This is a genomic window from Janthinobacterium sp. EB271-G4-7A, assembly GCF_020858075.1.
GTDB lineage: Bacteria > Pseudomonadota > Gammaproteobacteria > Burkholderiales > Burkholderiaceae_D > Janthinobacterium > Janthinobacterium lividum.
The window spans coordinates 2,952,435-2,976,011 of the sequence record NZ_JACYMI010000001.1 but is presented as its reverse complement, the minus strand read 5'-3'; the positions used below and the strand labels follow the sequence as shown (position 1 = coordinate 2,976,011).

The following is a 23,577-nucleotide window of genomic DNA, read 5'->3' as shown; positions in this document are numbered from 1 at the left end:
ATCTCTGATATTGCCCGATGACAGTCCTCTCATACCGCAACGATCCGCCACCCATACAACCTGCGCCCGACACGGGCTTGCTGTCGCTGCTGCTGATGGCCAGCCTGCACGGCATCGCCGCCGACGGCGCCCAGCTCAAGCATGCGTTCGGCCAGGCCGTGTTCACGCGGCAAACCGTCCTGCTGGCCGCGCAACAGCTGGGCTTGACGGCCAAGCTGGTGCGCCAGGCGCCGGCACGGCTGGCGCAATCGCCGCTGCCGGCCATCGCCATCGATAGCGCAGGCCGTTTCTTTATTCTCGGCAAGGTCGAAACGGACGATGACGGCGTGAGCAAGGTGCTGATCCAGCATCCGGGCCAGCCGCCGCAAATCCTTGGCCGCGAAGCGTTCCTTGCCGCCTGGACGGGCGAACTGATCTTTTTCACCAGCAAGGCCAGCTTTGCGGGCGAAACGGCCCGCTTCGACTTCAGCTGGTTCATCCCCGCCATCGTCAAGTACCGCAGGCTGCTGGGCGAAGTGCTGCTGATTTCCTTCGTGCTGCAACTGATCGGCCTGGCCACGCCCCTGTTTTTCCAGGTGGTGATGGACAAGGTGCTGGTCAACCACGCCATGCAGACCTTGAACGTCGTCGCCATCGGCCTGGTCTGCGCCATCGTCTTCGAAGCCGTGCTCAGTCTCATCCGTACCTATGTATTCGCGCGCACCAGCAGCAAGATCGACGTGGAGCTGGGCGCGCGCCTGTTCCGCCACTTGCTGGCCTTGCCGATCGCCTACTTCCAGGCGCGCCGCGTGGGCGATTCCGTGGCGCGCATCCATGAACTGGAAAACATCCGTTCTTTTCTTACCGGCAACGCGATGACCCTGGTGCTGGACTTGCTGTTTTCCTTCATCTTCATCGCCGCCATGCTGTGGTACAGCGTCGCGCTGAGCGTGGTCGTGCTCGTTTCCATTCCCGTCTACGCGGCCCTGTCGATGCTGCTCACGCCCGTGCTGCGGGGCCGCCTGAACGAGAAATTCAACCGCAGCGCGGAAAACCAGTCCTTCCTCGTCGAGACGATCAGCGGCGTCGACACGCTCAAGGCCATGGCCGTGGAACCGCGCTGGCAGCAGCAGTGGGAAAAGCAGCTGGCCGGCTACGTCTCGGCGGGCTTGTCGGCGAATAACATCGGCATGCTGGCCAGCGGCGGCGTCACCCTGGTCAGCAAGCTGGTGACGGCGGCCATCATGTGGTGGGGCGCCACCCTCGTCATCGACGGCAGGATGACGGTGGGCGAACTGGTCGCCTTCAACATGCTGGCAGGGCAGGTGGCCTCGCCCATCCTGCGCCTGGCGCAGCTGTGGAACGATTTCCAGCAAGTGGGCATTTCCATGAGCCGGCTGGGCGATATCCTTAACGCCCGCACGGAAGCGGGCAGCCAGAAGGCGCGCCTGCCGCGCATCGCCGGCGCCATCGATTTCCAGCAAGTGGGCTTCCGCTACCGGCCCGATGCGGCCGAGGTGCTGCGCAATGTGTCGATTGCCATTGCGCCTGGCGAAGTGATCGGCATCGTCGGGCGTTCCGGTTCCGGCAAGAGCACCCTGACGCGGCTGGCGCAGCGCCTGTATATTCCCGAGCGGGGCAAGGTACTGATCGACGGGCAGGATATCGCCGTCATCGACACGGCGTCGCTGCGGCGCCAGATCGGTGTGGTGCTGCAGGAAAACATCCTCTTCAACCGCTCTGTGCGCGACAACATCGCCCTGAGCGACCCGGCGCTGCCCATCGATGCCGTTATCGCCGTGGCGAAACTGGCCGGTGCCCACGATTTCATTTGCGAGTTGCCAGAAGGCTACGACACCATGGTAGGCGAGCATGGCACGGGCCTGTCGGGCGGCCAGCGCCAGCGCATCGCCATCGCCCGCGCCCTCATCGGCAATCCGCGCATCCTGATTTTCGATGAAGCGACAAGCGCGCTCGACTATGAATCGGAAAAAATCATCCAGGACAATATGCGCGGCATTTGCGCGGGTCGCACCGTGCTGATCATCGCCCACCGCCTGTCGGCCGTGCGCGAAGCGAACCGCATCGTGGTCATGGAGCGGGGGCAAGTGGCCGAACTGGGCACGCATGCGGCGCTGCTGGCGAACCCGGGCGGCATCTACGCCCATCTGTACAGCCTGCAGCAGGGAACGAGCGGGAGCGCCGCATGAGCGCCGGCCACCGTCTGGCCGCGTATGGCGAGCTGTTCAAACGCTACGGCCAGGTGCTGCGGCATAGCTGGCGCGACCGCGCCGCATTGCGCGGTCCCGTGCTCAGCGAAGACGAGGCGGCCTTCCTGCCGGCCGCGCTGGCGCTGCAGGAGCGGCCCGTGTCGCCCACCTTACGCGTCACGGCCAGGGTGCTGATGCTGCTGGTCGGCTGCGTGGTGCTGTGGGCTGTCTTTGGCCAGGTCGACATCATCGTCAATGCGGCCGGCAAGATCATTCCGTCCGGTAATACCAAGACCATCGCCTCCGTCGACGTGGCGGCCGTGCGCGCCCTGCATGTGCGCGAGGGGCAGGCCGTGCAGGCGGGCCAGCTGCTGGTGGAACTCGACAGCCGCGGCCCGGACGCCGAGCGCGACAAGGCCGCCGGCGACGCGGTGGCGGCCGCGCTGCAGATGGCCCGTTCGCGCGCGCTGATCGTCGCCATCGACACCTTGAATACGCCGAAGCTGGCGGCGCCCGATGGCGTTTCCACCGCCCAGCGCGAGGAAGCGCAGGGCCACCTCGATGGCCAGTACGCCAGTTTCCGCGCCAGGCTGGCGCATTTCGACGGGGAAATCGCCCGCTATGCCCAGGCGCTGCCGCTGGCGGCGCGGCGCGCCGGCGATTACCGGGCCCTGCTGGCCACGCGCGACGTGGCCGAACACGCGTGGCTGGAAAAGGAGCAGGCGCGCATCGACCTGGCCGGCCAGCTGGCGTCGGCCCGCAGCGAGCGCGCGGCCCTGGTGGCGCAGACGCGCAAGGACGCCTACGACGCGCTGACGGAAGGGGCCAGAGTAGCGGCGGCCAGCGGCCAGGATGCGCGCCGCGCCGGCGCCCGCGGCAGCCTGCTGCGCCTGACGGCGCCCGTCGACGGCACGGTGCAGCAGCTGAAGCTGCATACGGTGGGCGGCGTGGTGCCGGCCGCGCAGGCGCTGATGCAGATCGTGCCGCGCCAGGGCAGGCTGGAAATCGACGCCGTGCTGGAAAACCGCGACGTCGGCTTCGTCCAGGAAGGGCAGGCGGTGGCCGTCAAGGTCGACGCCTTCGACTATACAAAGTATGGCACCGTGCCCGCCGTCGTCCGCAGCGTCTCGCGCGACGCCATCGAAGACGAGAAGAAGGGTCTCGTGTATGCCGTGAAGATCACGCTGCAGCAGCCGGCCATGGTCATCGACGGCAGATTGGTGCCGCTGTCGGCCGGCATGGCGGTGCGCGCGGAAATCCGCACGGGGACGAGAAGGGTGATCGAATATGTGCTCTCGCCGCTGGTGCAGCACCAGAAGGAGGCGCTGCATGAACGCTAGATGCCGCGCCGCCCTGCTCGCCGCTGGCCTGTGCGTGGCCGCCGCGCCAGTCCGGGCCCAGCCACTGGACGCCGCGCCATGCCCATCCACGCATGATGCTGGTGTGCTGCTGACCGTGCCTTTGACCCTGTCGGCGGCCGTCGACCTGGCCCTGTGCCATAACGCGCAAGTGCACGGCGCCTGGGCCGGCATCCGGCTGCAGGCGGCCGGGCTGGGCGAGGCCAAAGCCGCCTATCTGCCGACCCTGAATGCGGGCGTGAGCCGGGTGCACGACCGCACGCCCTATCCGGGCTCCAGCACTGCTTCCGGCAGCTTGAACAGCAGTACGGCCTCGCTGAATCTGTCCTGGCGCCTGTTCGACTTTGGCGGGCGCGCGGCGGGCCAGCGTTCGGCACAGGCCTTGCTTGACGCGGCCCTGGCGAACCGTGACGCCGTGCTGCAAAAGACCCTGGCAGCCACCGTCAGCGCGTATTTCGAGGCGCAGACGGCGCGTGCCAGCGTGCGGATGCGGCAGGAATACCAGGCGCTGGCCAATGAAACGGTGCTGGCCACGCAGCGCCGCGCGCAGCGGGGACTCGGCTCTCACAGCGACACCCTGCAGGCGACGAGCGCCCTGGCCAAGGCGGCCCTGGGCGCCAGCCGCGCCGACGGCGAGTTCCAGAAGGCCCGCGCCGTGCTGGTATATACCCTGGGCTTGCCGGCCGACGCGGGCGTGATCCTGGACGACGATGCGGATGGCGCGGCGGCGGGCTTGCGCGAGGGTTTGCAAGATGAGTTGCAAGCCTGGCTGGCGCTGGCCCAGGCGCAACATCCGGCCATCCTGGCCGCGCAGGCGCAGCTGGCGGCGGCGCGCGAAAGGGTGGACGTAACCCGGTCGGAGGGCCGTCCCAGCATCGACCTGACGGCCAATCTCTACCAGAACGGCCGGCCCAACCAGGGCTTGTCCGCCGCTTCCACGCGCGAAACCCTGGTGGGCATCTCATTGAACATCCCCCTGTTCGACGGTTTTGCGCGCCAATACAAGGTGCGCGGCGCATTGGCGCAGGCCGGGCAAAGGGAAGCCGAGGCCGAGGACGTGCGGCAGCAGACCCTGATGACACTCGTGAAAACGCATGCGGAGGCGAGCACGGCGCTGTCCAACCTGGCCGCCTCGCAGGCGTGGCTGGACGCGGCGCGCGATGCCCTGGCCAGCGTGCAGCGCAAGTTTGGCCTGGGCGCGGCCGATATCCTGGAAATGCTGAACACCCAGTCGGCGCTGCTCGAAGCGCAGCAGGAGCGTATCCGTTGCCAAACGGAATGGCGTTCGGCCCGGCTGCGGCTGCTGGCCAGCGCCGGCGTGCTGGGGCGGGAGGCCATTGCGGCACGGTAATAGGCGCTATCCGCGCGCCATGCCGGCGCAATTATGACTATATTAGAGCAGCTAATCCATACATGTGCCAAGGGAGACATCATGCTCAGCGTACAAAAGATTACCCCGTGTTTATGGTTCAACGGCCACGCCGAGGCGGCGGCCCTGTTTTATACGGGGATTTTCCCCAATTCGAAGATCGGCCAGATCCTGCGCTATGGCGAGGAAGGCAAGGAAATCCACGGCCAGGAGCCTGGCAGCGTCTTGACGGTAGCGTTCGAACTCGATGGCCAGACGTTTACGGGCCTGAACGGCGGCCCCCTGTTCCAGTTTTCCGAAGCGATCTCGTTCCAGGTCAATTGCGAGACCCAGGACGAGGTCGACCACTACTGGAACCAGCTGTCCGAAGGCGGGCCGCCGGAAGCCCAGCAGTGCAGCTGGCTCAAGGACCAGTTCGGCGTGTCCTGGCAAATCGTGCCCACCATCATGATCAAGCTATTGACGGACCCCGACCCCGTCAAGGCCCAGCGCGTGATGAAAGCCATGATGGGCATGAAAAAGATCAACATTGACGAGATCAAGCGGGCGTACGCGGGCTAGGCTGGCCGATCGGGCGGGTGGAGCGGGGCGCACGCCAGCGGCGCGCCCTGTCCAAGATGGCCGGCATTTGCTATAGTCCCAGCCATCTTTCCATCCGCTTACTGACCCTGCCATGACCACAAGCACCAGCAGCACCATCGCGCCCCGCACCTTCGGCACGCCCCTGTCTTCCACCGCCATCAAGGTCATGCTGCTGGGTTCCGGCGAACTGGGCAAGGAAGTGATCATTTCACTGCAGCGACTGGGCGTGGAAGTGATCGCCGTCGACCGCTATCCGAACGCGCCGGGCCATCCGGTGGCGCACCGCTCGCACGTGATCGACATGAGCGACGGCGTGGCGCTGGCAGCCCTGATAGCCCTGGAAAAGCCGGACTTGATCGTGCCGGAAATCGAAGCCATCGCCACCGACACCCTGGCGGCGCTGGAAGCAGCGGGGCAAATCACGTGCATCCCGAATGCGCGGGCGGCCGTGCTGACGATGAACCGCGAAGGCATCCGCACCCTGGCGGCGGAAACCCTGGGCGTGGCGACGTCGCCGTACCGCTTCGCCAGCAGCCTGCAGGAGTTGCAGGCCGCTTGCCAGGAAATCGGCTTTCCGTGCGTCGTGAAACCCGTGATGTCCTCGTCGGGCAAGGGCCAGTCCAAGCTCGATAGCGCGCAAGACGTGGAAACGGCATGGGCGTATGCGGCCAGCGGCAGCCGTGTCGATACGGGCCGTGTCATCGTCGAGGGTTTCATCGACTTCGATTACGAGATCACCCTGCTGACGGTGCGCGCCGTCGGCGCCTCGGGACAGGTCGAGACGCAGTTCTGCGAGCCGATCGGCCACTTGCAGGTGCATGGCGACTACGTGGAATCGTGGCAGCCGGCCCGCATGGCGCCGCTGGCCCTCGAGCGTTCGCGCGACATCGCCCGCAAGGTGACGGACAACCTGGGCGGCCTGGGCCTGTTCGGCGTGGAGCTGTTCGTCAAGGACGACATGGTGTGGTTCTCGGAAGTGAGCCCCCGTCCGCACGACACGGGCATGGTCACCATGGCCAGCCAGGTGCAGAGCGAATTCGAGCTGCACGCGAAAGCCATCCTCGGCTTGCCCGTCAATGTGGCGCTGCGCTCGCCCGGCGCCTCGGCCGTCATCTACGGCCAGCTGGAAGCGAAAGGCATCGCCTTCGAAGGCGTGGCCGATGCCTTGAGCGTGCCGGGCGCGGACTTGCGTCTGTTCGGCAAGCCGGAATCGTTCGCCCGCCGCCGCATGGGCGTGGCGCTGGCCACGGCCGACGATATCGACACGGCGCGCGCGCGCGCCGTGCTGGCCGCTTCCAAAGTGAAACCGGTCGCCCGCTGATGGCAGAGACCAGCCTGCCGCAGGCCGACGCCGGCGGCGACGACATCAAGCGCAAGCTGCGCGGCCACATCGCGCGGCGCAACCTGGCCGGCGCCGCCAACGACTGCAAGTGGAACGAACTGTTGGCCTTCATGCGCGGGCAGCCCGATTGGGTGCCGTCGTACCGTTACGGCTCCGTCACCGGCTATGTGTCGCGCTGGGATACTGAATGGGATTACCACCCGCCGTTCCCGTTCATGGGCGTGGAATGGCTGGACATCAGCCTGTATTCGGAAGAACACGTGGCCATGCTGCTGCCCAAGAAGATCATCGACCACGGCGTGTGGATCGTGCCGGAGCTCGAACGCATCGGCTTCGATTTCGAGGTGCGCGACCGGGTGGTGCGCATCTGGGGCTATTTGCCCCGCAACTATCACGACTTTCCACCCACCGACTAATTCAAAGACTACTCTCATGCCTGAAAACGCTATCCCCCAAGTACCGCAACCGGACGACGCCGTCGTCGGCAAGGAAGCGGGCGCGCAGATGCTGGCCGCGGCTTGCGCCGCGCGCGACGCCTTTTATGCCACCCTGGGCGCCATGGACGCCGACGTGCTGGCGCCGCTGGTCAACCCCGCCTTCATGGGCGGCCCGCGCTGGCCATCGTTGCGCCAGGCCTGGAGGGTGATCCGACGGAGTGATTCCATCCTCATCGCCAGCGATGGCTTGAGCGATCCGTTCGAGGATGACGACGACGTGTTTGTCCCGCGCGGTCACCTGCTGGAAGTGTGCATCGAGGCGCCGCTGTCCGCCTTCGAGGGCAAGGAAGTGGCGCATTCCTGGCTCTTCGACGTGATCTACCAGGTCAGCCAGAACGTGGCGGACCACGGCTCCATCGATTTGCTGGTGCAGCGCCACGGCAGCGTGTCGATGGCGCTGGACTTGCAGCAGGCACCGGAGGGACTGGAAGACGAAAACGAACAGGTGGCTGTGCTGCTGGCCCAGGGCGCAAGCAGCATTCCCCCATCCTTCGACACGCCGTATGGCGAAGTGCTGCTGCTGACGCTTACCGTGCTGCAGCCGGCCGAACTGGCGTACATCAGCGAAGCGGACGACAAGGCCCGATCGCGGCGCGACCTGGCCGCCGCGCTGGCCGTGTCGCCGACGGGCCATCTGAGCGTGGCCAGGCGGCCGGCCGTCATTCCCCGCTAGGCTGTTCGACGGGCGGCACGGCCGGTTCTGGTGGTGTTTCCTTCGCTTCCATGACGGCCGGCGGCGGCTCACGCCACTTGCCCGCCGCCTTCAGCTTGTTCTTCAGGCCCGGCAGGGGAAAACCCAGGGCATAGGCTTTTTGCGCGTGCGCGCTGGCCTTCTCGTATTCCTTCTTCTTCACATACATCAGGCCCAGGTTGTACTGGATGGTGGCCTGCTCGGGCGCCAGGCGGCTGGCCGCGTCCAGCTGTTCCAGCGCCGTCGCGTCCTGGCCCGTGGAGAGCAAGTAGCTGCCATACACCATGCGCGCCGTCACGTCGTGCGGCGCGAAGGCGATCGCCCGCTCAAAATAGCAGCTGACCGTGTAGCGGGCGCCGGGCGGCTGCGCGCTTTTCAGGCGCAGTCCCAGCTTGGCCATCGACGCCAGCGCCCTGTGGTGGTTCGGGAAGTGCTCCAATGTGTAGCTGATGTCGGCGCCCAGGCTGCCCGTCATGCCTTGCGTGAGCGTTTCCACGGCGCGCGAAAAATGGAATTTCTCGACCACGCTCAGGCCGGCGCGGTCGTCCGCGCTCGTGTAGTCGCCGCCCGGCGTGTGCTTGACGTAGGGCGGGCAATCGGCGGCGCCGGCGCTGGCGCAGCAGGCGGCGAGGACGCAGGCTAACAAGCAATGCTTCATGTCGGGCTCCTGTGACTGACCTGGTCCAGCACATCGGCCAGGGCGTTGCTGCGGGCTTGCCGCGATTGCAGGGCGATGGCGGCGGGGCTGGCCAGCGGCGCGCGCCCCTGGCGCGCCAGTTCCAGGAAGCGCAGCAGGGCGCGCGCGCAGTCGCTGCCCGACGCCAGCTGGCCGATGGTGTCGATGCCGCAGTGGCGCAGCTTGGCCGCGCTGTCGCCCGCCAGGTCGGTCAGCGCCAGGATGGGCCGGCGACAGCGCAGGTACTCATACAGCTTGGCGGGAATCTGCGCGTTGCAGTTGGCTGCCTGCAGCAGCAGCAGGCCGTCGGCGGCCAGCATTTCCTGCAGCGCCGCGCCATGCGGCTGCAACGGTTCCAGGCTGACCAGGTCGAGGATGCCGTATTTCGCCAGCAGGCTGGCCAGCCACGCATCGTGGCCCGTGGCGCGCAGCACCAGCTGGAAATTGCGGGCATGCAGCACGCCGTCGCGCCGCAGCCGCGCCAGGGCTTCGAACAGCGCTTGCGGATCGCGCTCGGACGGGTAGATCACGCCGCTGTGCAGCAGCAGGAAGCGGCTGCGGTGGCCGCGCGGCCCGTCCGGCGGCGCGGCGCCCTCGTCATCGTCATCGTCGTGGCCATTTTCGATCAGGCAGAAGCGCTCGCGCCCCACCTGTGCCAGGCGCCGCTGGTGCGCCGCGATGGCGCCCGGCGTGGTGCAGACGATGGCCGCGCTGCGCGCCGCGATGCGCTGTTCGATCCACGCATGCATGCGGTGCAGGCGCGGTTCGGGCGGATACGGCGCCAGCGGGTCGCTGTCATCGAGCATCGGGTCGCGCTGGTCGGCGATCCATGGCAGGCCGCTGAGTTTTTGCAGGGTCAGCGCGATCAGGTGCGCCGTGGCGATCGGATACGTCGACCAGATGGCATCGGGGCGGTACTCGCGGATCATGCGCAGGCCGGCCGGCACGGCGCTCAGCCACCAGGAACTCCAGCGGTCGGGCAGCGCCAGGCAGCGCGGGTAGCGCCCGGCGATGGCCAAGTGGCGCGCCGCGTCCAGCGCCAGGGTGCGCCGCACGGTGGCTTGCGCGCCGATCTGCGCCAGCTGCGAGTCGCCCCGCTGCGTATACGCGAACGGCGCGGGACTGAGCACGAGCGGCTGCCAGCCGCAGTCGGGCAGATGGCGCGCAAAGCCCAGGGTGCGCAGGATGCCGCTGCCGCCGGCCAGCGGCGGAAAATGGTAGGCGACCATCAGCACCCGTTTTGGTCGGGCTGCGTTCGGTCGGGCCGCGCTCGGCTTGAGCGCTAGCATGACTGCAGCCACCGCGCGCACAGCTGCTCCACTTCGCCGCGCCAGGCGGCGCTGGCGAACGTATGGTTGGCGCCATCGACCTGCGCCTGCGTCCATTGCGGGCGGGCGGCCACGGCGCGCCAGGCAGGATCGCCATCGAGCAGGGCTTGCCACTCGCGCGCGCCCAGGTCGTCGCCGCTGAGGATCAGCAGTACCTTGCCCTGGAATTGCGCCAGCGCCCGCAGCAGGGCTGGCGCGGGCGCGTCGTCTTCCGGCGTTGCCGGTTCTTGCATGGCGGCGGCCACCTGCCGCAGCGAGGCCAGGCTGGCGCCCAGTCGCAGTCCGCCGCTGGCCAGCTTGCGCCAGAAACCGCCTTGCAGCAGGCGTGGCAGATAATAGTGGCGCAGGGTGGCGCGCGCCAGGCCGGCGCTGCTGCGCACCCACGGGTTGAGCAGGACCAGCGCTTTGACGCGCGCGTCATGTGGCGCATGGCAGGCGGCGGCCGTGGCGCCGTCGCACAAGCCCCACAGCGCCACTTCGCGCAAGGCCGGCACGGCATCGAAGAATTGTGCCAGTGCACCGGCGATGTCGGGACCGGCGGCGCGGTAATCGCGCGCGCTGCCCTCGCTGTCGCCCATGCCGCGCAAGTCGAAACGCAGCACGGGCCAGCCTTGCGCTGCCAGGGCGCGGGCCAGCAAGACGAACTGGCGGTGGCTGCCGGCGCGGTACTGCGGCCCGCCCGTGACGATCAATACGCCGCGCTGGCCCGGCACGCCTGGCAGGCTGAGGATGCCGGCCAGGCGCGCCTGCGCCTCGCTGTCTTCAGCTGTGCTGCGAAAGCGCAGGGCCAGCTCGCGCACGGCGTGCGCCGCGGGGCGCTGCAGGCCGTCGTCGCGCTTCATGGCGGGGGCCTTTCCTCGTCGAGCCAGTCGCGGCACAGTTTCCGCGTGGCGTACAGCAGTTGCGGACAAGCCAGCAGTTCGCCGCTGTGCCAGAACGGGCCGTCATCGAAGCTGGCCACATGCACGGCGGCGCCGCGTTCGCGCCATTGCCGGGCCAACAGCGGCGGCGACCACGGGCCCGTTTGGTCCGCCGCGTGGTAATCGAGCCAGTAGACAGGCATGGCGGGCAGCAGCGCGGCTACGCTGACGTCATCGATGGCCTGCGCCAGTTCTGGCGCCAGCAAGTAGCCGGCCACTTCCACAGCTTCACCGTTCGCCAGCGCGGCGCGCGCCTGGCCGGGCGCTTCCTGTGTAGTCCCGGCCAGCATGCGGGTCGCCAGGCGCAGGCGCAGGAAGCGGTCGATGCTGCGCCGCCCGTCGAGTTCCGGTTGCCACAGCAGCAGGCGCGCCAGGGGCAGCGGCGGGCGGCTGGCGAAATCGAGGGCCAGCAGGGCGCCCAGGCGCAAGCCCCACACGGTCAAGGGGCCGTCGACCCGCTGCGCCATCCATGCGCAAGCCAGGTGCAGGTCGTTGTGCCAGATGTCCCAGCGGGCTTCGCCAAAGTCGCCGCTGCTGTCGCCGCAGCCGAACAGGTCGATCTGCAGCACGCTGTAGCCGGCGGCGGCAAAGGCGCGCGCCTGCGCGGCGGCCACGTGGCGGCTTTTATTGAGCTCTTCGGCAAATGGATGGACGTAGAGGATGCCGCCGCGCGCGGCCTGGCCCGGCGGCGGCAGGTGCAGCAGGCAGTAGCGCTGGCCGCCGCTGGCGGGCAGGAAGAAGGGCAGCAGCGGCAAGGCGTCGAGGGCGGCGCGGTTCATGGTCGCAGCTTTGCAAACACGAAATCGTGCAGGGTGCCCACGGTGGCGAAGTGGCGCGCGTGGATATCGTCGTCGGCGACGCTGATGCCGAAATGGTCTTCCAGCGCGGCGATCACGCCGATCACGGCCATCGAGTCGAGTTCCGGCACGCTGCCCAGGAGCGGCGTGTGGGCCTCCAGCACGCGCCCGTTCAAGCCCAGGGTGGTGTCGAGGATGTGCTTTACTGCTTCAAGATGCGGCATGTCAGCTCCAGGGAAGGGTAGTGCGGCAGGGACGACGTATCGAAGGCCAGGCAGGGGATATCGCCGGGGCGGCGCGACAGGTGCAGGTACGGCGGCAGGCTGGCGGCCATGGCTTGCCAGCGCCCGCAGCGGATAAACGTGGCCGTGCCCAGCGCGTGCGTGCCCAGGCGCGCATGGGCGCCCAGCGAGGCGCGGTTGAAGCGCGAAATGCGGCTGCACGACCAGCGCACGCCCTGCGCGTACAGCACGGCGTTGGCTTCTTCCCACAGGCGCGCGAAGACCAGGCCGCCCCGTTGTTCCGGATGCACCCACACGTCCAGGTCCCACGACGACTGCTGCGACGCCAGCGCATAGCGGGCGCGCACCTCGTCTTCCTGGCAGCCGTGGCGCAGCAGCCAGATCCAGCCGGCCATGCCGGTCTTGTTCCGCGCCACCAGGCATTGCGCGCCCTGGCGATAGCGTTCGCCCAGCGCGCCGGGCCGGCGCTCGGGACCGGGGGGCAAGTCCGCTTCCGCCAGGCAGGGCGTCACCGTGATCGACTGGCCGCGCCCGCCGCACAGCGAACCGGGCGCCACGGCTTGCGCGACGAATTGATAACGATATAGCGCGCAGCGCCCGCCCGGCATGCGGGCCAGCAGCCGCGCCACGGCCAGCCAGGCGCTGTCGCGCCAGCCCAGCTGGCGAAGGCTGTCGGCTAGCCGTTGCAGCAGGGGAAATCGCAGGGACAGGGCCATGGCGGTCGAGGATGGGGCGGCTATGCAGCCAACGCTGTCCATTAGAGCGCAGCGGCCCGGGGCCGATGTTGCGCGGCCTCAAGCATTGCGCCGGATCGGCGGCCGGCCGCTGCGAGAGGCGCTTACTTGATAAAAATCAACACTGCCGCGCCCGTTTGTCCCAATCATAGGGGATGCATGACCTGGCATGCCGAGCAGAGGGGCGAAACGATGGCGACACTGATACACGATCTGATCTTCGAAACGGCGCAGCGCGCCCCCCACGCGCCGGCCCTGTCGTGGCAGGGCGAGGAAGTGAGCTATTGCGCGCTGGCGCAGTCGGTGCGCGAGGCGGCCGGTACCCTGCTGACCCTGGGCTTGCAGCGTGGCGCGCGCGTGGCCGTGTACCTGGAAAAACGCCCGGAAAACGTCAGCGCCATGTTCGGTACGGCGGCCGCGGGCGGCGTGTTCGTGCCCGTCAATCCGCTGCTCAAGCCGGACCAGGTGGCCTACATCCTGGCCGATTGCAATGTGACCATCCTCGTCACGTCGCGCGAACGCCTGGCGCAGCTGGGTCCGGCGCTGGCCGCCTGTCCGGACTTGCGGACGGTGCTGCTGACGGGCGAAGGGCATGCGGAGTTCAGCCTGGACAAGGTCCGCGTGCTGCCGTGGACTGCGGTGCCCACCAATGTGCCCGCCTTTGGTGCGCCCGTACCCAAGCCGCATGCGGCGATCGACATCGATATGGCCGCCATTTTATATACCTCCGGCAGCACGGGGCGGCCGAAAGGCGTGGTGCTATCGCACCGCAACATGCTGACGGGCGCGCTCAGCGTGTCGGGCTACCTGCGCAACACGCCGGAGGACCGCATTTTATGCGTCCTGCCGCTCAGTTTTGACTATGGCTTGAGTCAGCTGACGACGGCGTTTGCCAGCGGCGCCTGCGCCGTGCTGATGAATTATCTGCTGCTGCGCGATATCGTCGAAGCCGTGGAGCAGGAAGCCATCACGGGCCTGGCCGCCGTGCCGCCCCTGTGGGTGCAGCTGTCGCAGCTGAGCTGGCCATTGTCTACGCCCTTGCGCTACATCACCAATTCGGGCGGCGTGATGCAACGCTCCACGCTCGACAAGCTGCGCCAGTCGTTGCCGCGCACGCAGGTCTACCTGATGTATGGCTTGACGGAAGCGTTCCGTTCCACCTACCTGGCGCCGGAACAGCTGGAGCGGCGTCCCGATTCCATCGGGCAAGCGATTCCCAACGCGGAAGTGCTGGTGCTGCGCCCGGATGGCAGCGTGTGCGACGCGGACGAGCCGGGCGAGCTGGTGCACCGCGGCGCGCTGGTGGCGCTCGGCTACTGGAACGATGCCGCGCGCACGGCCGAGCGCTTCAAGCCGCTGCCGCCGCAGGCCAGCGGCCTGGTGCTGCCGGAACTGGCCGTCTGGTCGGGCGACACGGTGCGCCGCGATGCGGATGGCTATCTGTATTTCGTGGGCCGCAGCGATGACATGATCAAGACGTCCGGCTACCGGGTCAGCCCGGCCGAGATCGAGGAAGTGGCGTATGCAAGCGGGCTGGTGGGCGAGGCCGCGGCGCTGGGCTTGCCCCACGCCGTGCTGGGCCAGGCCATCGCCTTGCTCATCACGCCCGCGCCCGGTGTGGAATTGCTGCGCGACAGCGTGCTGGCGGCCTGCCGCGCCCGCTTGCCCAGCTATATGGTGCCGTTGTGGGTGGAAATCCGCGACGGCGTGCTGCCGCGCAATCCGAACGGCAAGATCGACCGTCCCTTGCTGGCCAGGGAACTGGCACGCGCGTATGCGGTCCAAACAGGAGATGCCGCATGAAGGACTTGATTCACTCGAACAATACGGAATTGCCGCCGCACCCACCGCTGCGCCAGTTTGCGGTGGAAAACGACATGCTGCTGGTCGGCGGCATGCCCCTGCGCCGGCTGGCCCAGCGGGTGGGCAGCACGCCGTTCTATGCCTATGACCGGGCGCACATCACGCGCCGCGTGGCGGAACTGCGCGCCGCCTTGCCCGCTGGCGTGCACGTGCATTACGCCATGAAGGCCAACCCCATGCCTGCCGTGGTGCAGTGGCTGGCGGGCCTGGTCGATGGTATCGACGTGGCGTCGGGCGGGGAACTGGCCACGGCGCTCGATACGCCCATGCCGGCCGAGCGCATCAGTTTTGCAGGGCCGGGCAAGAGCGATGGCGAACTGGCGCGGGCCGTGGCGGCTGGCGTGCTGATCAACGTGGAGTCTGGCGTCCAGCTGGAAAGGGTGGCGCTGGCCAGTGAACGGCTGGGCGTGACGGCCAGGGTGGCCGTGCGCGTGAATCCCGATTTCGCCTTGCGCCGCACGGGCATGCGCATGGGCGGCGGCGCGCAGCCGTTTGGCGTCGATGCGGCCCTCGTGCCGGCATTGCTGGGCCGCATCGGACAGCTGGGGCTGGATTTTCACGGCTTTCACTTGTATGCGGGTTCGCAAAGCCTGTCGGCGACGGCCCTGGCCGAAGCGCAGGCCCTGAGCGTGCAGCTGGCCCTGCAACTGGCCGACAGCGCGCCATCGCCCTTGCGCACCCTGAATATCGGCGGCGGCTTTGGCGTACCGTATTTTCCCGGCGACCAGGCGCTCGACCTGGCGCCCGTGGCCGCAGGCTTGCAGCGGCAGCTCGCTCTCCTGGCCCAGGCGGCGCCGGGCGCGCGCCTGAACCTGGAACTGGGCCGTTATCTGGTGGCCGAGGCGGGCGTGTATGTGTGCAAGGTGCTCGAACGCAAGGTGTCGCATGGACAAGTGTTTCTGGTGACGGATGGCGGCTTGCACCATCATTTGGCGGCCTCGGGCAATTTTGGCCAGTTGATCCGCAAGAATTACCCGGTCGCCATCGGCAACCGGCTGCAGGGCGGGGCGCGCGAAGTGGCGTCCGTCGTGGGACCGTTGTGCACGCCGCTGGACTTGCTGGCCGACCAGATGGAGATGGCGCGCGCCGAAGAGGGCGACCTGGTAGTGGTGTTCCAGTCGGGCGCGTATGGCTTGACGGCCAGTCCGACGGCCTTTCTCGGCCATCCGCTGCCGGCCGAGGTACTCGTATGAGCGGCCTGTGCGGTTGGTTGGCGATGGCTGGCGGGGGAAATGCCGGCGGCAGCGCAGCCGATGGCGTAGCCCAGACCGCCTTGGCAAGCATGGCGGCGCCCTTGTCGCGCTTCGATAGCGCGCCCCTGGCCGACAGCTTGAGCGAAGTGGGCGGGGTGGCCGTGGCCGCCATCGACGGCAGCCGTCATGTGTACCAGCAAGATGGCTTGCAGGTGGCCATCTGGGGCCGGCCCGAACTCGACGGCTCGGCGGACGACGTGGCATGCCGCCTCGCTTCCCTGTGGCTGAGCCGGGGCGTGGCGGCTTGCGCCAGCCTGTCGGGGCCATTTGCGCTGGCCATTCTCGACGCCTTTTCCGGCTCGGCCCTGCTGGCCGTGGACCGTGCCGGCATGCACCCGCTCAGCTATGCAAGCAATGCGCAAGGCTTGTTCTTTGCTTCCTCGCATGACGCCTTGCTGGCCCATCCGTCCGTGCGGGGGGCGCTCGATCCGCAAGCCCTGTATCACTATTTGTTCTTCCACATGGTGCCCGGCCCGGCCACGGCCTATCTTGGCCAGCAGCGCTTGTTGCCCGGTGAATACCTGCATGTGCGGGGCGGCAAGCAATGCAAGGGCAGCTACTGGCAACTGGCCTTCCAGGAGCCGGCTGCGCGCACGCGCACGCGGGCCAGCTTTGCCAGCAACAAGCAGGAATTCCTGCGCCTGCTGCGCCAGGCCGTGGAAAGCGGCCTGGGTGCGGATGGGGCGGACACGGGGGCGTTTCTCAGCGGCGGCACGGACAGCTCCACCCTGGCCACCATCATGGGCCAGGTGACGGGCCGGCCCGCGCGCACGTATTCCATCGGTTTCGACGCGCCCGGCTATGATGAAATGGCGTATGCGCGCCTGGCCGCCAGCCATGCGGGCAGCATCCACCATGAACGCTATGTGACGCCAAACGACGTGCTGGCCGCGATTCCCGCCATGGCGGCCATTTTCGACCAGCCTTTCGGCAATGCCTCGGCCATTCCCGCCTACTATTGCGCGCAGATGGCGCGCGAGGATGGCGTGACGCGCCTGCTGGGCGGCGACGGCGGCGATGAATTGTTTGGCGGCAATGAGCGCTATGCGCACCAGGCATTGCTGTCGCAGTACGAGCGCTTGCCCGTCATGTTGCGCCAGACCATCATCGAGCCGCTGCTGTTCCGCGAGCGCGCGGGCAAACCGTGGCGGCTGGGCGACAAGGCGCGCCGCTACATCGAGCAGGCGAGCCTGCCGCTGCCGGCCCGCCTCGACAGCTACAACCTGCTGCTGCGCCATGGCTACCGCACGGTGCTGGAAGCGGGTTTTATCGACACCATCGACCCGGGCATGGCGCCCGGTTGCGTGAATGGCGCGTATTGGGAACGCCAAGGCCAGGGCTTGAGCCAGATCAATGAGTTGCTGGCGCTGGACATGCGGTTTACCCTGGCCGACAACGACCTGTTCAAGGTGCGCAAGGCGTGCGAACTGGCCGGCGTGGAAGCGGCGTTTCCCTTCCTGCACGATGCGATGGTGGCGTTCGCTGCGCGCCTGGCGCCGCAGGACAAGCTCGACGGCATGCGCCTGCGGCCTTTCTTCAAGCGGGCGCTGGCGGAAATCCTGCCGCCGGCCATCGTGCGCAAGAAAAAGCACGGCTTCGGCTTGCCTTTCGGCCAGTGGCTGCACAGCCACGCGCCGCTGCGCGAGTTTGCCTTCGACAATCTGACCCAGCTGCGCGGGCGCGGCATCGTGCGGCCCGCCTTCATTGACGATCTGCAAGGGCGCTTGCTGGCGGAACACCCTGCCTATCACGGCACCATGGTGTGGCTGCTTCTGATGCTGGAACAGTGGCTCAGCCAGCATCCGGGCGCGCTGGGTGCGCTTGCCGGCGGTTTTGCCGCATGCGCCACAGAAACGCCAGGCGTCCTCGATCCCACGGCGTAAAGCGGGGCAACTGCAGCAGGTCGAGTCCCGCGCCAGGGCGCGCCACGCCCCAGTCCGTGGCGACGGCCGCCTGGAAACCGAGGTTTTTGACCATGGCCACGTGCGGCGCGCCGTAGTCGCGTCCGGCCTTGCCATTCGGATACGCAAACAGGGAGACGGGCGCCTGGATCAGCGCTTCCAGCTGCTGCTTGCCATGGGCGATGTCGCGCTGCGCCGCCCGCTCCGCCAAGGTGGACAGGATCGGATGGCTGGCCGTGTGCGCGCCCAGTTCCATGCCGGCCGCCTGCAGCTGGCGCAGCTGCGCCGTGCTCAGCATCGCCGCCGGGCCTGCCGTGGCGCCCGCCTGGCGGCGGATCTGCATGGCCAGCTGCTGGCGGCGGGCAAATGGCTGGTATTTGATCTGGCCCAGCAGGGTGGCGATGGCCGCCTGCCGCTGTGCCAGGCTGGCGACGGGGAACGTTCCCAGGCCGTGTACGCGCAAGTCCAGCATGGGGCCGGCCGCCTGGCGCACGGCCTCGACCACCGTATCGTTCCACATCTGTCCGCCGTCCAGATAGCCCGTGGCGATAAAGAATGTGGCGTGCAAGCCATGGCGTTGCAGCAGCGGCAGGGCCACTTGCGCATTGTCCGCATAGCCATCGTCGAAGGTGATGCAGGCGGCGCGCGGCGGCAGGCTGCCATCCTGCAAGCGCCGCACGGCATCGCTGAGCGGCAGCGGCGTATAGAAACGTTGCAACAGGCGCAGCTGGCGCTCGAACAGGGCCGCATCCACTTCGCCGGGAAACAGCGGATCGGGCCGGGCCAGCACGCGGTGGTAGATCAGGATGGACAGCGTCGCCGTCATGGCTGCTCCGCCACCGTTGCCCGCGCCTTGGCCGGGCGGGATGCAAGGGCCGGCGCCTGCTGTTCGACGATGATGCGCGTGGCGATCAGGGCTGCCATCAGGTAATACGGCATGTCGAAGTACAGCAGGCTGAGGAAGGCCCCCCCCACGGCAAAGCCGATCAGGCTGGCCTGGCTCATGGTGGCCAGGCCGTGCGCCCAGCGCAACTCCGGCTTGCCCCGCGTGCGGCGGATGATGGCGGCCGCCGTGCGCCAGGTGGCGATGCCCAGCGCCAGGTAAATGAAGAGGCCGACGAAGCCGTGTTCGCCCAGCGCCTGGAAATAGATGCTGTGCGCCGCATGCACATCCGTGGGAATGGGCGCATAGCGGGCAAAGATGGCGGCGTCGGAGACGTCGAAGCCGCCGCCGAGAAAACGGTCGCGCGCCAGGTTCCAGGCCATGCGCCAGGCATTCAGGCGGCCCATGGCGGACACATCGTCCTGATACGTGTTGATGGTGTCCATGCGTTCGGCCCAGCGCTCGGGCATGAAGGCCAGCAACAGCGGCGTGATCGTGCCGAGCAGCGCGCCCAGCACCATCTTGCGCTCGCTTTTCAGCCACATGAACAGGCCCATGGCGGCGATGGCCAGCAGCGCGCCGCGCGAATACGAGCCCAGCGCGGACAGCGCGGACAGCAGCATGGCCGCCGACAGGCCGTGGCGATGCCAGCGCTTGTCCGTGTTTTGCTGCAGATAATACATGAGGGGGATGGTGATGATCAGGGCCAGGGCCAGCGCATTGTTATCGCCAATAAATGTTTCTTCCGGCCCCCAGACCCGCTCCGTGCCGCCGCTGCGGATGGTGAAGATGCCGCCTTTCACGCCGTAGTAGCCGATCGAAACCACCAGCACCCAGACCAGGCGCACGATGTCGCGCCGCGTGCGTATCACCATCATCACCACAAAGCTCATCAGCATGATCTTCATGACCTTGTTCCACTGCACCCACGACGACTCGGGCAGCAAGGCGAACGGGGCCGTCAGGTTCATCCACGCGACGAACAGCAGCAGCAGCACGCTGATGGGCGTCAGGGGCAGGTTTTTCGGCTCGCGCGTCATCACGAGGCTGACCAGGGTGGCGATGGCGATGATGAAGGCGAACGGCATGTGGGTGGCGAAACCCCAGCCTTGCGTGTGCGGGTTCATGACGCTGACCCAGACCCACATCAGGCCGCCGATGGCCGGCGCCTTCAGGATGAAGGGCAGCGAACCCAGGATGATGACGGTAATCAGTATGTCGCGCATGAAGGGGGACGCTCCTGGTGTTGCCCGGGTTGGCAAGGTCTTGATGCCTGTCAACGGGCTGGCGGGCAGGCTCAGTACACTGGATCAATACCGCTCGGCGTTGTTGAAACTGCCAATCAGTTTTGTCATGGTAAGACCAAGGAGGCATGTCCTTGTTGACCGTTCTCATGGCGACCTATAATGGCGCCGGCACCTTGCCCCAGGTATTGCGCGCCTACATGGGACTGCGCGCGCCCGCGGGCGGCTGGCGCCTGGTCATCGCCGACAATGGCAGCACTGACGCCACGGCCCGGGTGATCGCCGCCTTCCGCGGGCGCTTGCCCTTGAGCTATATCTACGTGGCGCGGCGGGGCCGCAGTCCGGCCCTGAACGGGGCCGTCGAATATGCCTTGCGCCTGGGCGGCGACGGCGGCGAGCTGTTCGTCTTTGGCGACGACGACGCCATGCCCGCATCCGACTGGCTGTGCCGCTTGCAGGACAGCGCGCGTCGCCATCCTGGCTACGCGCTGTTCGGCGGCGCCATCGTGCCCGCCTGGCGCGAGCGACCGGCGCACTGGCTGCTGCGCCTGACCCCTGTCGGCTTGACGTGGGGCATTACCAGCCCCGACCTGCGCGACGCGCCCGTGTATCCGGGCCTGGTATGGGGCGCCAACATGGCGATACGCCGCCGCATCTTCGAGGCGGGCGCCCGCTATGACGAAAGCATCGGCCCGCAGGGCGCCAACTACGCCATGGGCAGCGAAACCCGGCTCAACCTGGAGATGCATGCGGCCGGCAACCCGTCCTGGTTCTGTCCGCGGGCGAGGGTGGCGCACATCATCCGCGCCCCGCAAGTGCAGCGCGCCTGGATACTGCGCCGCGCCATGCTGTTTGGCCGGGGCCAATGCCGGTTGGCGACATTCGAACCCAGCGTGGAGTGGCTGGGAGTGCCGCGCTGGATGCTGGGCAGATATGTGCGCGATACCCTCGGCGCCGTGCGGGCCTGGCTGCGGCACGACCACGCCGACCTGTTCCTGCGCCAGTGGGAACGGGCCTGGCTGCGCGGTTTCTTCCATGAAGCGTGGCGGGGACGGCGCAAGCGCCTGCCGCGCATCGTCATCAGCAGTTATTCGGGCGAGCTGGGCGGCATGGAGCTGCGCATGGCGCAAGAGGCGAAAGTGCTGGGCGCGAGCGGCTATGACAGCGTGCTGGCCCTGCGGCGCTTTCCCGGCTTTACGCACTGGGTACAGGGCCTGCGCGCGCAGCGCTTGCAGGTGCAAGTGTATGAACCGCCCTTGTTTCTCGAACACTGGGCCTGGCGCCGCTGGAATTGGCTGCGCGCCAGGCTGACGGGTGCGTGGCGGCTGCGGCGGCTGCGGCCCGATCTCGTCCACGTGGCGTTTTGCTGGACCAGTTATGGCGCTTCCATCTTGTGGCTGGCCCGGCAATGCCGCTTGCCGGCCGTGATCAGCGTGCACAATGCGTTTCCCCTGGAAGCCTTCAGCGATTGGCAGCGGCCCCGGCTGCAGGAAGCGTTCCGCACCGTCAAGGGCGTGTATGCCGTGTCGCCGTCGGCCATGCGGTATTTCCTCGACCTGTACCGCGACATGCTGGCGCCGCAGACGCGGCTGGCCATCATTCCCAATGGCGTCGATACGGACACTTTTGTTGTTTCGCCCGAACGCCGGATGCTGGCGCGGCAGCAACTCGGGTTGCCGCCGGACGCGCTCGTGCTCGGTTGCGTGGCGAGACTCTCCGCGCAAAAGCGCCCGCAAGCGCTATTGGCTATGTTCGCCCGCCTGGCCGCGCAGTTTCCCAACTTGTATTTAGTGCTGGTGGGCACGGGGCCGCTGGAAGCCATGCTGCGGCTGCAGGCGCAGCAGACGGGCGTGCAGGAGCGCATCGTGTTTGCCGGTTTCTGGCAGCGCGTCGAGCTGCTGATGCCGGCCTTCGACCTGCATGTGTTGCTGAGTAAAAACGAGGGTTTCGGCATCGCCACCATCGAAGCCATGGCCTGCGGCGTGCCGGCCGTGGGCACGGATGTGCCGGGAACGCACGATATCCTGCACGACAGCGCAGGCGGACTGCTGCTGCCGCTGGACGATGAGCACGCCGCCTGCGCGGCCGTAGCAACGCTGTTGCTCGATGCGCCCCGGCGCGCCCGCATGGGGCGGCTGGCCCGCGAGGAGACCGTGCAGCGCTACTCGATGCCGCGCCTGGAACGCCAGCTGCGCCAGTTCTATGCGGGCCTGGTGTAGGCGCGGGCGGCCCGCATGAGCGCCACCCGCCATTCTTTCTTTTTCTCGTTCGCCGAAAAATACACGGTGCTGCTGCTGGGCATTGCCGCCACCATGTTGCTGTCGCGCCTGCTAACGCCGGCCGAAGTGGGCGTGTATTCGCTGGGCGCCGTGCTAGTGGCCTTGGCGCAAGTGGTGCGTGATTTTGGCGTGGGGCAATACCTGATCCAGGAAAAGCAGCTCGACACGGTGAAATTGCGGGCCGCGCTGGCCACCAGCCTGCTCGTCGCCTGGCTGCTGGCGGGCGTGGTGCTGCTGGCCAGCGCGCCGCTGGCGCATTTCTATGGCGAACCCCGGCTGACCCTCGTGCTGCGCCTGCTGGCGATCAATTTCCTCCTGATACCGTTCAGCGCCTTGACCTTGCCTATATTGCGCCGGCAACTGCGCTTTCGCGCCATCTACGCCATCAACGCGGCCAATAGCGTCGTCAACCTGCTGGTGGCCGTGCTGCTGGCGCTGCATGGCTGCAGTTACATGAGCATGGTGTGGGCCGCGCTGGCCGGCTCCTGCGCTTCGCTGCTGGTGAGCCTGCTGGTGCGGCCCGCAGAGCTGCCGTGGCTGCCGGGACGGCGCGGCATGGGCGATATCGCCCGCTTTGGCGCATATGCGACGGGGGGCGGCCTCGTCGACGAGGCGGGCGTGGCGGCGCCGGACCTCATCATCGGCAAGCTGATCGGCATTGAAAGCCTGGCCCTGTTCGGCAAGGCGCAAAGCGTGCTCAATATCTTCAACCAGGCGATCACCAGCGCGATTTCGCCCGTGGTGTTTCCCCTGTTCGCAGCCCGTGCGCGCGGGGAAGGGGGGCAGGGCGGGGCGGAACTCGTGTATCTGCGCACGATCAGCTACATGACGGCGCTGGCCTGGCCGTTTTTTCTCTTCCTCGCCTGTATGGCTTTGCCGCTGGTCAAGGTGTTGTACGGTTCGCAATGGCTGGCCTGTGTGCCCTTGATCCGCATCATGTGCCTGTCCTCGGCCGTGTATAGCATGTTCAGCATGGCCCGCTACCTGTTCGTGGCGACGGGCCAGCTGCATGCGCAGGTGCGGCTCGATGCCTGCGCGGGCGTTATCAAAGTGGCGCTGCTGTTGGCGGCGGCGCCGTTCGGCCTGGTGGTGGTGGCTTGGGCCGTGGTGCTCAGCAACGTGCTGCGCAGCTGGCTGAATTACGGCTGCCTGCGGCGCTTGAGCGCGCTGGACTGGCGCATCCTGGCCCGGGCATTGCGCAAGAGCCTGCTGCTCTGCGGCGTCAGCGCCGTCGCGCCCGTCGCTTCGCTGCTGTGGCTGCCTGTGGAGACCCCGGCGCTGCTGGCGCTGACGGGCACGGCGCTGGCCACCTTGCTGTGCTGGCTGGCCGGCCTGTTCCTGTTGAAGCATGAGCTCGCTGGCGAGTTTCTGTTATTGCAACGCAAGCTGGCTGGCCGTTGGCTGGCAGTCAAATGCACGAAAGGATGAC

General features: G+C 67.6%; 20 protein-coding genes. 12 read left to right on the top strand and 8 right to left on the bottom strand.

The genetic code is table 11. The features are described from left to right. The first annotated feature begins 17 nt into the window (after positions 1–17). The 7 genes from IGS58_RS13475 (at position 18) to IGS58_RS13445 (ending at position 8,010) form a co-directional block, all read left to right on the top strand. Positions 18–2,189 carry a type I secretion system permease/ATPase gene (locus IGS58_RS13475; RefSeq protein WP_230521699.1) on the top strand — a complete coding sequence of 724 codons (2,172 nt, stop codon included), beginning with the start codon at positions 18–20 and terminating at the stop codon, positions 2,187–2,189. Beyond that, complete coding sequence (locus tag IGS58_RS13470) at positions 2,186–3,529, top strand: HlyD family type I secretion periplasmic adaptor subunit (RefSeq protein WP_230521698.1); 1,344 nt, start codon at positions 2,186–2,188, stop codon at positions 3,527–3,529. Before IGS58_RS13475 ends, IGS58_RS13470 begins: the two co-directional genes overlap by 4 nt. After that, positions 3,519–4,898, top strand: a complete 1,380-nt coding sequence (locus IGS58_RS13465; protein ID WP_230521697.1) for a TolC family protein — start codon at positions 3,519–3,521, stop codon at positions 4,896–4,898. Before IGS58_RS13470 ends, IGS58_RS13465 begins: the two co-directional genes overlap by 11 nt. Before the next feature lie 78 nt (positions 4,899–4,976). Beyond that, positions 4,977–5,477, top strand: a complete 501-nt coding sequence (locus IGS58_RS13460) for a VOC family protein (protein WP_230522229.1) — start codon at positions 4,977–4,979, stop codon at positions 5,475–5,477. Positions 5,478–5,589: 112 nt separating this feature from the next. After that, positions 5,590–6,819, top strand: coding sequence for a formate-dependent phosphoribosylglycinamide formyltransferase (gene purT, locus IGS58_RS13455; protein WP_071653317.1), 1,230 nt, complete (start codon positions 5,590–5,592; stop codon positions 6,817–6,819). After that, positions 6,819–7,256, top strand: coding sequence for a DUF6678 family protein (locus tag IGS58_RS13450; RefSeq protein WP_230521696.1), 438 nt, complete (start codon positions 6,819–6,821; stop codon positions 7,254–7,256). Before purT ends, IGS58_RS13450 begins: the two co-directional genes overlap by 1 nt. Positions 7,257–7,272: 16 nt before the next feature. Beyond that, complete coding sequence (locus IGS58_RS13445) at positions 7,273–8,010, top strand: hypothetical protein (protein WP_230521695.1); 738 nt, start codon at positions 7,273–7,275, stop codon at positions 8,008–8,010. Here the strand turns inward: IGS58_RS13445 and IGS58_RS13440 are convergent. From IGS58_RS13440 to IGS58_RS13415, 6 genes are read right to left on the bottom strand one after another with little or no spacing between them, the layout of a single operon-like run. After that, the gene (locus tag IGS58_RS13440) at positions 7,997–8,686 is read right to left on the bottom strand and encodes an ABC transporter permease (protein WP_230521694.1); all 690 of its coding nucleotides are present in this window, start codon (positions 8,684–8,686) and stop codon (positions 7,997–7,999) included. The two genes, IGS58_RS13445 and IGS58_RS13440, sit on opposite strands and share 14 nt — an antisense overlap. Continuing rightward, positions 8,683–9,933 (bottom strand): glycosyltransferase, encoded by a 1,251-nt coding sequence (locus tag IGS58_RS13435; RefSeq protein WP_230521693.1) that lies wholly within the window; start codon positions 9,931–9,933, stop codon positions 8,683–8,685. Before IGS58_RS13435 ends, IGS58_RS13440 begins: the two co-directional genes overlap by 4 nt. A 53-nt stretch (positions 9,934–9,986) precedes the next feature. Beyond that, the gene (locus tag IGS58_RS13430; RefSeq protein WP_115057488.1) at positions 9,987–10,874 is read right to left on the bottom strand and encodes a hydrolase 1, exosortase A system-associated; all 888 of its coding nucleotides are present in this window, start codon (positions 10,872–10,874) and stop codon (positions 9,987–9,989) included. Then, positions 10,871–11,731 carry a hydrolase 2, exosortase A system-associated gene (locus tag IGS58_RS13425; protein ID WP_070254371.1) on the bottom strand — a complete coding sequence of 287 codons (861 nt, stop codon included), beginning with the start codon at positions 11,729–11,731 and terminating at the stop codon, positions 10,871–10,873. The genes IGS58_RS13430 and IGS58_RS13425 overlap by 4 nt, the downstream gene beginning before the upstream one ends. Next, positions 11,728–11,973, bottom strand: coding sequence for an acyl carrier protein (locus tag IGS58_RS13420; RefSeq protein WP_070254372.1), 246 nt, complete (start codon positions 11,971–11,973; stop codon positions 11,728–11,730). Before IGS58_RS13420 ends, IGS58_RS13425 begins: the two co-directional genes overlap by 4 nt. Next, entirely contained in the window at positions 11,952–12,707 is a 756-nt protein-coding gene (locus IGS58_RS13415; protein ID WP_230521692.1) for a hypothetical protein, read from the bottom strand. Before IGS58_RS13415 ends, IGS58_RS13420 begins: the two co-directional genes overlap by 22 nt. Positions 12,708–12,917: 210 nt before the next feature. Here IGS58_RS13415 and IGS58_RS13410 point away from each other — a divergent pair, with 210 nt between their 5' ends. Genes IGS58_RS13410 through IGS58_RS13400 form a run of 3 tightly spaced genes read left to right on the top strand, consistent with a single transcriptional unit; the run spans position 12,918 to position 17,724 of the window. Continuing rightward, a complete protein-coding gene (locus IGS58_RS13410) occupies positions 12,918–14,528 on the top strand; it encodes an acyl-CoA ligase (AMP-forming), exosortase A system-associated (RefSeq protein ID WP_230521691.1) in 1,611 nt (536 codons plus the stop codon). Further along, entirely contained in the window at positions 14,525–15,781 is a 1,257-nt protein-coding gene (locus IGS58_RS13405; RefSeq protein ID WP_230521690.1) for a pyridoxal-dependent decarboxylase, exosortase A system-associated, read from the top strand. Before IGS58_RS13410 ends, IGS58_RS13405 begins: the two co-directional genes overlap by 4 nt. After that, positions 15,778–17,724, top strand: coding sequence for an asparagine synthetase B family protein (locus IGS58_RS13400; protein ID WP_230521689.1), 1,947 nt, complete (start codon positions 15,778–15,780; stop codon positions 17,722–17,724). Before IGS58_RS13405 ends, IGS58_RS13400 begins: the two co-directional genes overlap by 4 nt. Here IGS58_RS13400 and IGS58_RS13395 read toward each other — a convergent pair. Together IGS58_RS13395 and IGS58_RS13390 are read right to left on the bottom strand one after the other, a co-directional pair. Then, positions 17,633–18,568, bottom strand: a complete 936-nt coding sequence (locus IGS58_RS13395; protein WP_230521688.1) for a polysaccharide deacetylase family protein — start codon at positions 18,566–18,568, stop codon at positions 17,633–17,635. The two genes, IGS58_RS13400 and IGS58_RS13395, sit on opposite strands and share 92 nt — an antisense overlap. Continuing rightward, positions 18,565–19,851 carry a putative O-glycosylation ligase, exosortase A system-associated gene (locus IGS58_RS13390; protein WP_230521687.1) on the bottom strand — a complete coding sequence of 429 codons (1,287 nt, stop codon included), beginning with the start codon at positions 19,849–19,851 and terminating at the stop codon, positions 18,565–18,567. The genes IGS58_RS13395 and IGS58_RS13390 overlap by 4 nt, the downstream gene beginning before the upstream one ends. Positions 19,852–20,003: 152 nt before the next feature. On the opposite strand from IGS58_RS13390, the gene IGS58_RS13385 reads away from it, so the two are divergent. Further along, positions 20,004–22,088, top strand: a complete 2,085-nt coding sequence (locus IGS58_RS13385; RefSeq protein ID WP_230521686.1) for a glycosyltransferase — start codon at positions 20,004–20,006, stop codon at positions 22,086–22,088. A 15-nt stretch (positions 22,089–22,103) separates the two neighbouring features. Next, positions 22,104–23,576, top strand: coding sequence for a lipopolysaccharide biosynthesis protein (locus IGS58_RS13380; protein WP_230521685.1), 1,473 nt, complete (start codon positions 22,104–22,106; stop codon positions 23,574–23,576). Position 23,577: the final 1 nt, after the last annotated feature.

What these genes read in the sequence shown, in the direction of transcription:
- IGS58_RS13440 (WP_230521694.1), bottom strand. Translation starts at nt 8,686, where the DNA reads ATGAAGCATTGCTTGTTAGCCTGCGTCCTCGCCGCCTGCTGCGCCAGC.
- IGS58_RS13475 (WP_230521699.1), top strand. Translation starts at nt 18, where the DNA reads ATGACAGTCCTCTCATACCGCAACGATCCGCCACCCATACAACCTGCG.
- IGS58_RS13395 (WP_230521688.1), bottom strand. Translation starts at nt 18,568, where the DNA reads ATGACGGCGACGCTGTCCATCCTGATCTACCACCGCGTGCTGGCCCGG.
- IGS58_RS13415 (WP_230521692.1), bottom strand. Translation starts at nt 12,707, where the DNA reads ATGGCCCTGTCCCTGCGATTTCCCCTGCTGCAACGGCTAGCCGACAGC.
- purT (WP_071653317.1), top strand. Translation starts at nt 5,590, where the DNA reads ATGACCACAAGCACCAGCAGCACCATCGCGCCCCGCACCTTCGGCACG.
- IGS58_RS13400 (WP_230521689.1), top strand. Translation starts at nt 15,778, where the DNA reads ATGAGCGGCCTGTGCGGTTGGTTGGCGATGGCTGGCGGGGGAAATGCC.
- IGS58_RS13420 (WP_070254372.1), bottom strand. Translation starts at nt 11,973, where the DNA reads ATGCCGCATCTTGAAGCAGTAAAGCACATCCTCGACACCACCCTGGGC.
- IGS58_RS13410 (WP_230521691.1), top strand. Translation starts at nt 12,918, where the DNA reads ATGGCGACACTGATACACGATCTGATCTTCGAAACGGCGCAGCGCGCC.
- IGS58_RS13390 (WP_230521687.1), bottom strand. Translation starts at nt 19,851, where the DNA reads ATGCGCGACATACTGATTACCGTCATCATCCTGGGTTCGCTGCCCTTC.
- IGS58_RS13425 (WP_070254371.1), bottom strand. Translation starts at nt 11,731, where the DNA reads ATGAACCGCGCCGCCCTCGACGCCTTGCCGCTGCTGCCCTTCTTCCTG.
- IGS58_RS13450 (WP_230521696.1), top strand. Translation starts at nt 6,819, where the DNA reads ATGGCAGAGACCAGCCTGCCGCAGGCCGACGCCGGCGGCGACGACATC.
- IGS58_RS13430 (WP_115057488.1), bottom strand. Translation starts at nt 10,874, where the DNA reads ATGAAGCGCGACGACGGCCTGCAGCGCCCCGCGGCGCACGCCGTGCGC.
- IGS58_RS13380 (WP_230521685.1), top strand. Translation starts at nt 22,104, where the DNA reads ATGAGCGCCACCCGCCATTCTTTCTTTTTCTCGTTCGCCGAAAAATAC.
- IGS58_RS13435 (WP_230521693.1), bottom strand. Translation starts at nt 9,933, where the DNA reads ATGGTCGCCTACCATTTTCCGCCGCTGGCCGGCGGCAGCGGCATCCTG.
- IGS58_RS13445 (WP_230521695.1), top strand. Translation starts at nt 7,273, where the DNA reads ATGCCTGAAAACGCTATCCCCCAAGTACCGCAACCGGACGACGCCGTC.
- IGS58_RS13470 (WP_230521698.1), top strand. Translation starts at nt 2,186, where the DNA reads ATGAGCGCCGGCCACCGTCTGGCCGCGTATGGCGAGCTGTTCAAACGC.
- IGS58_RS13465 (WP_230521697.1), top strand. Translation starts at nt 3,519, where the DNA reads ATGAACGCTAGATGCCGCGCCGCCCTGCTCGCCGCTGGCCTGTGCGTG.
- IGS58_RS13405 (WP_230521690.1), top strand. Translation starts at nt 14,525, where the DNA reads ATGAAGGACTTGATTCACTCGAACAATACGGAATTGCCGCCGCACCCA.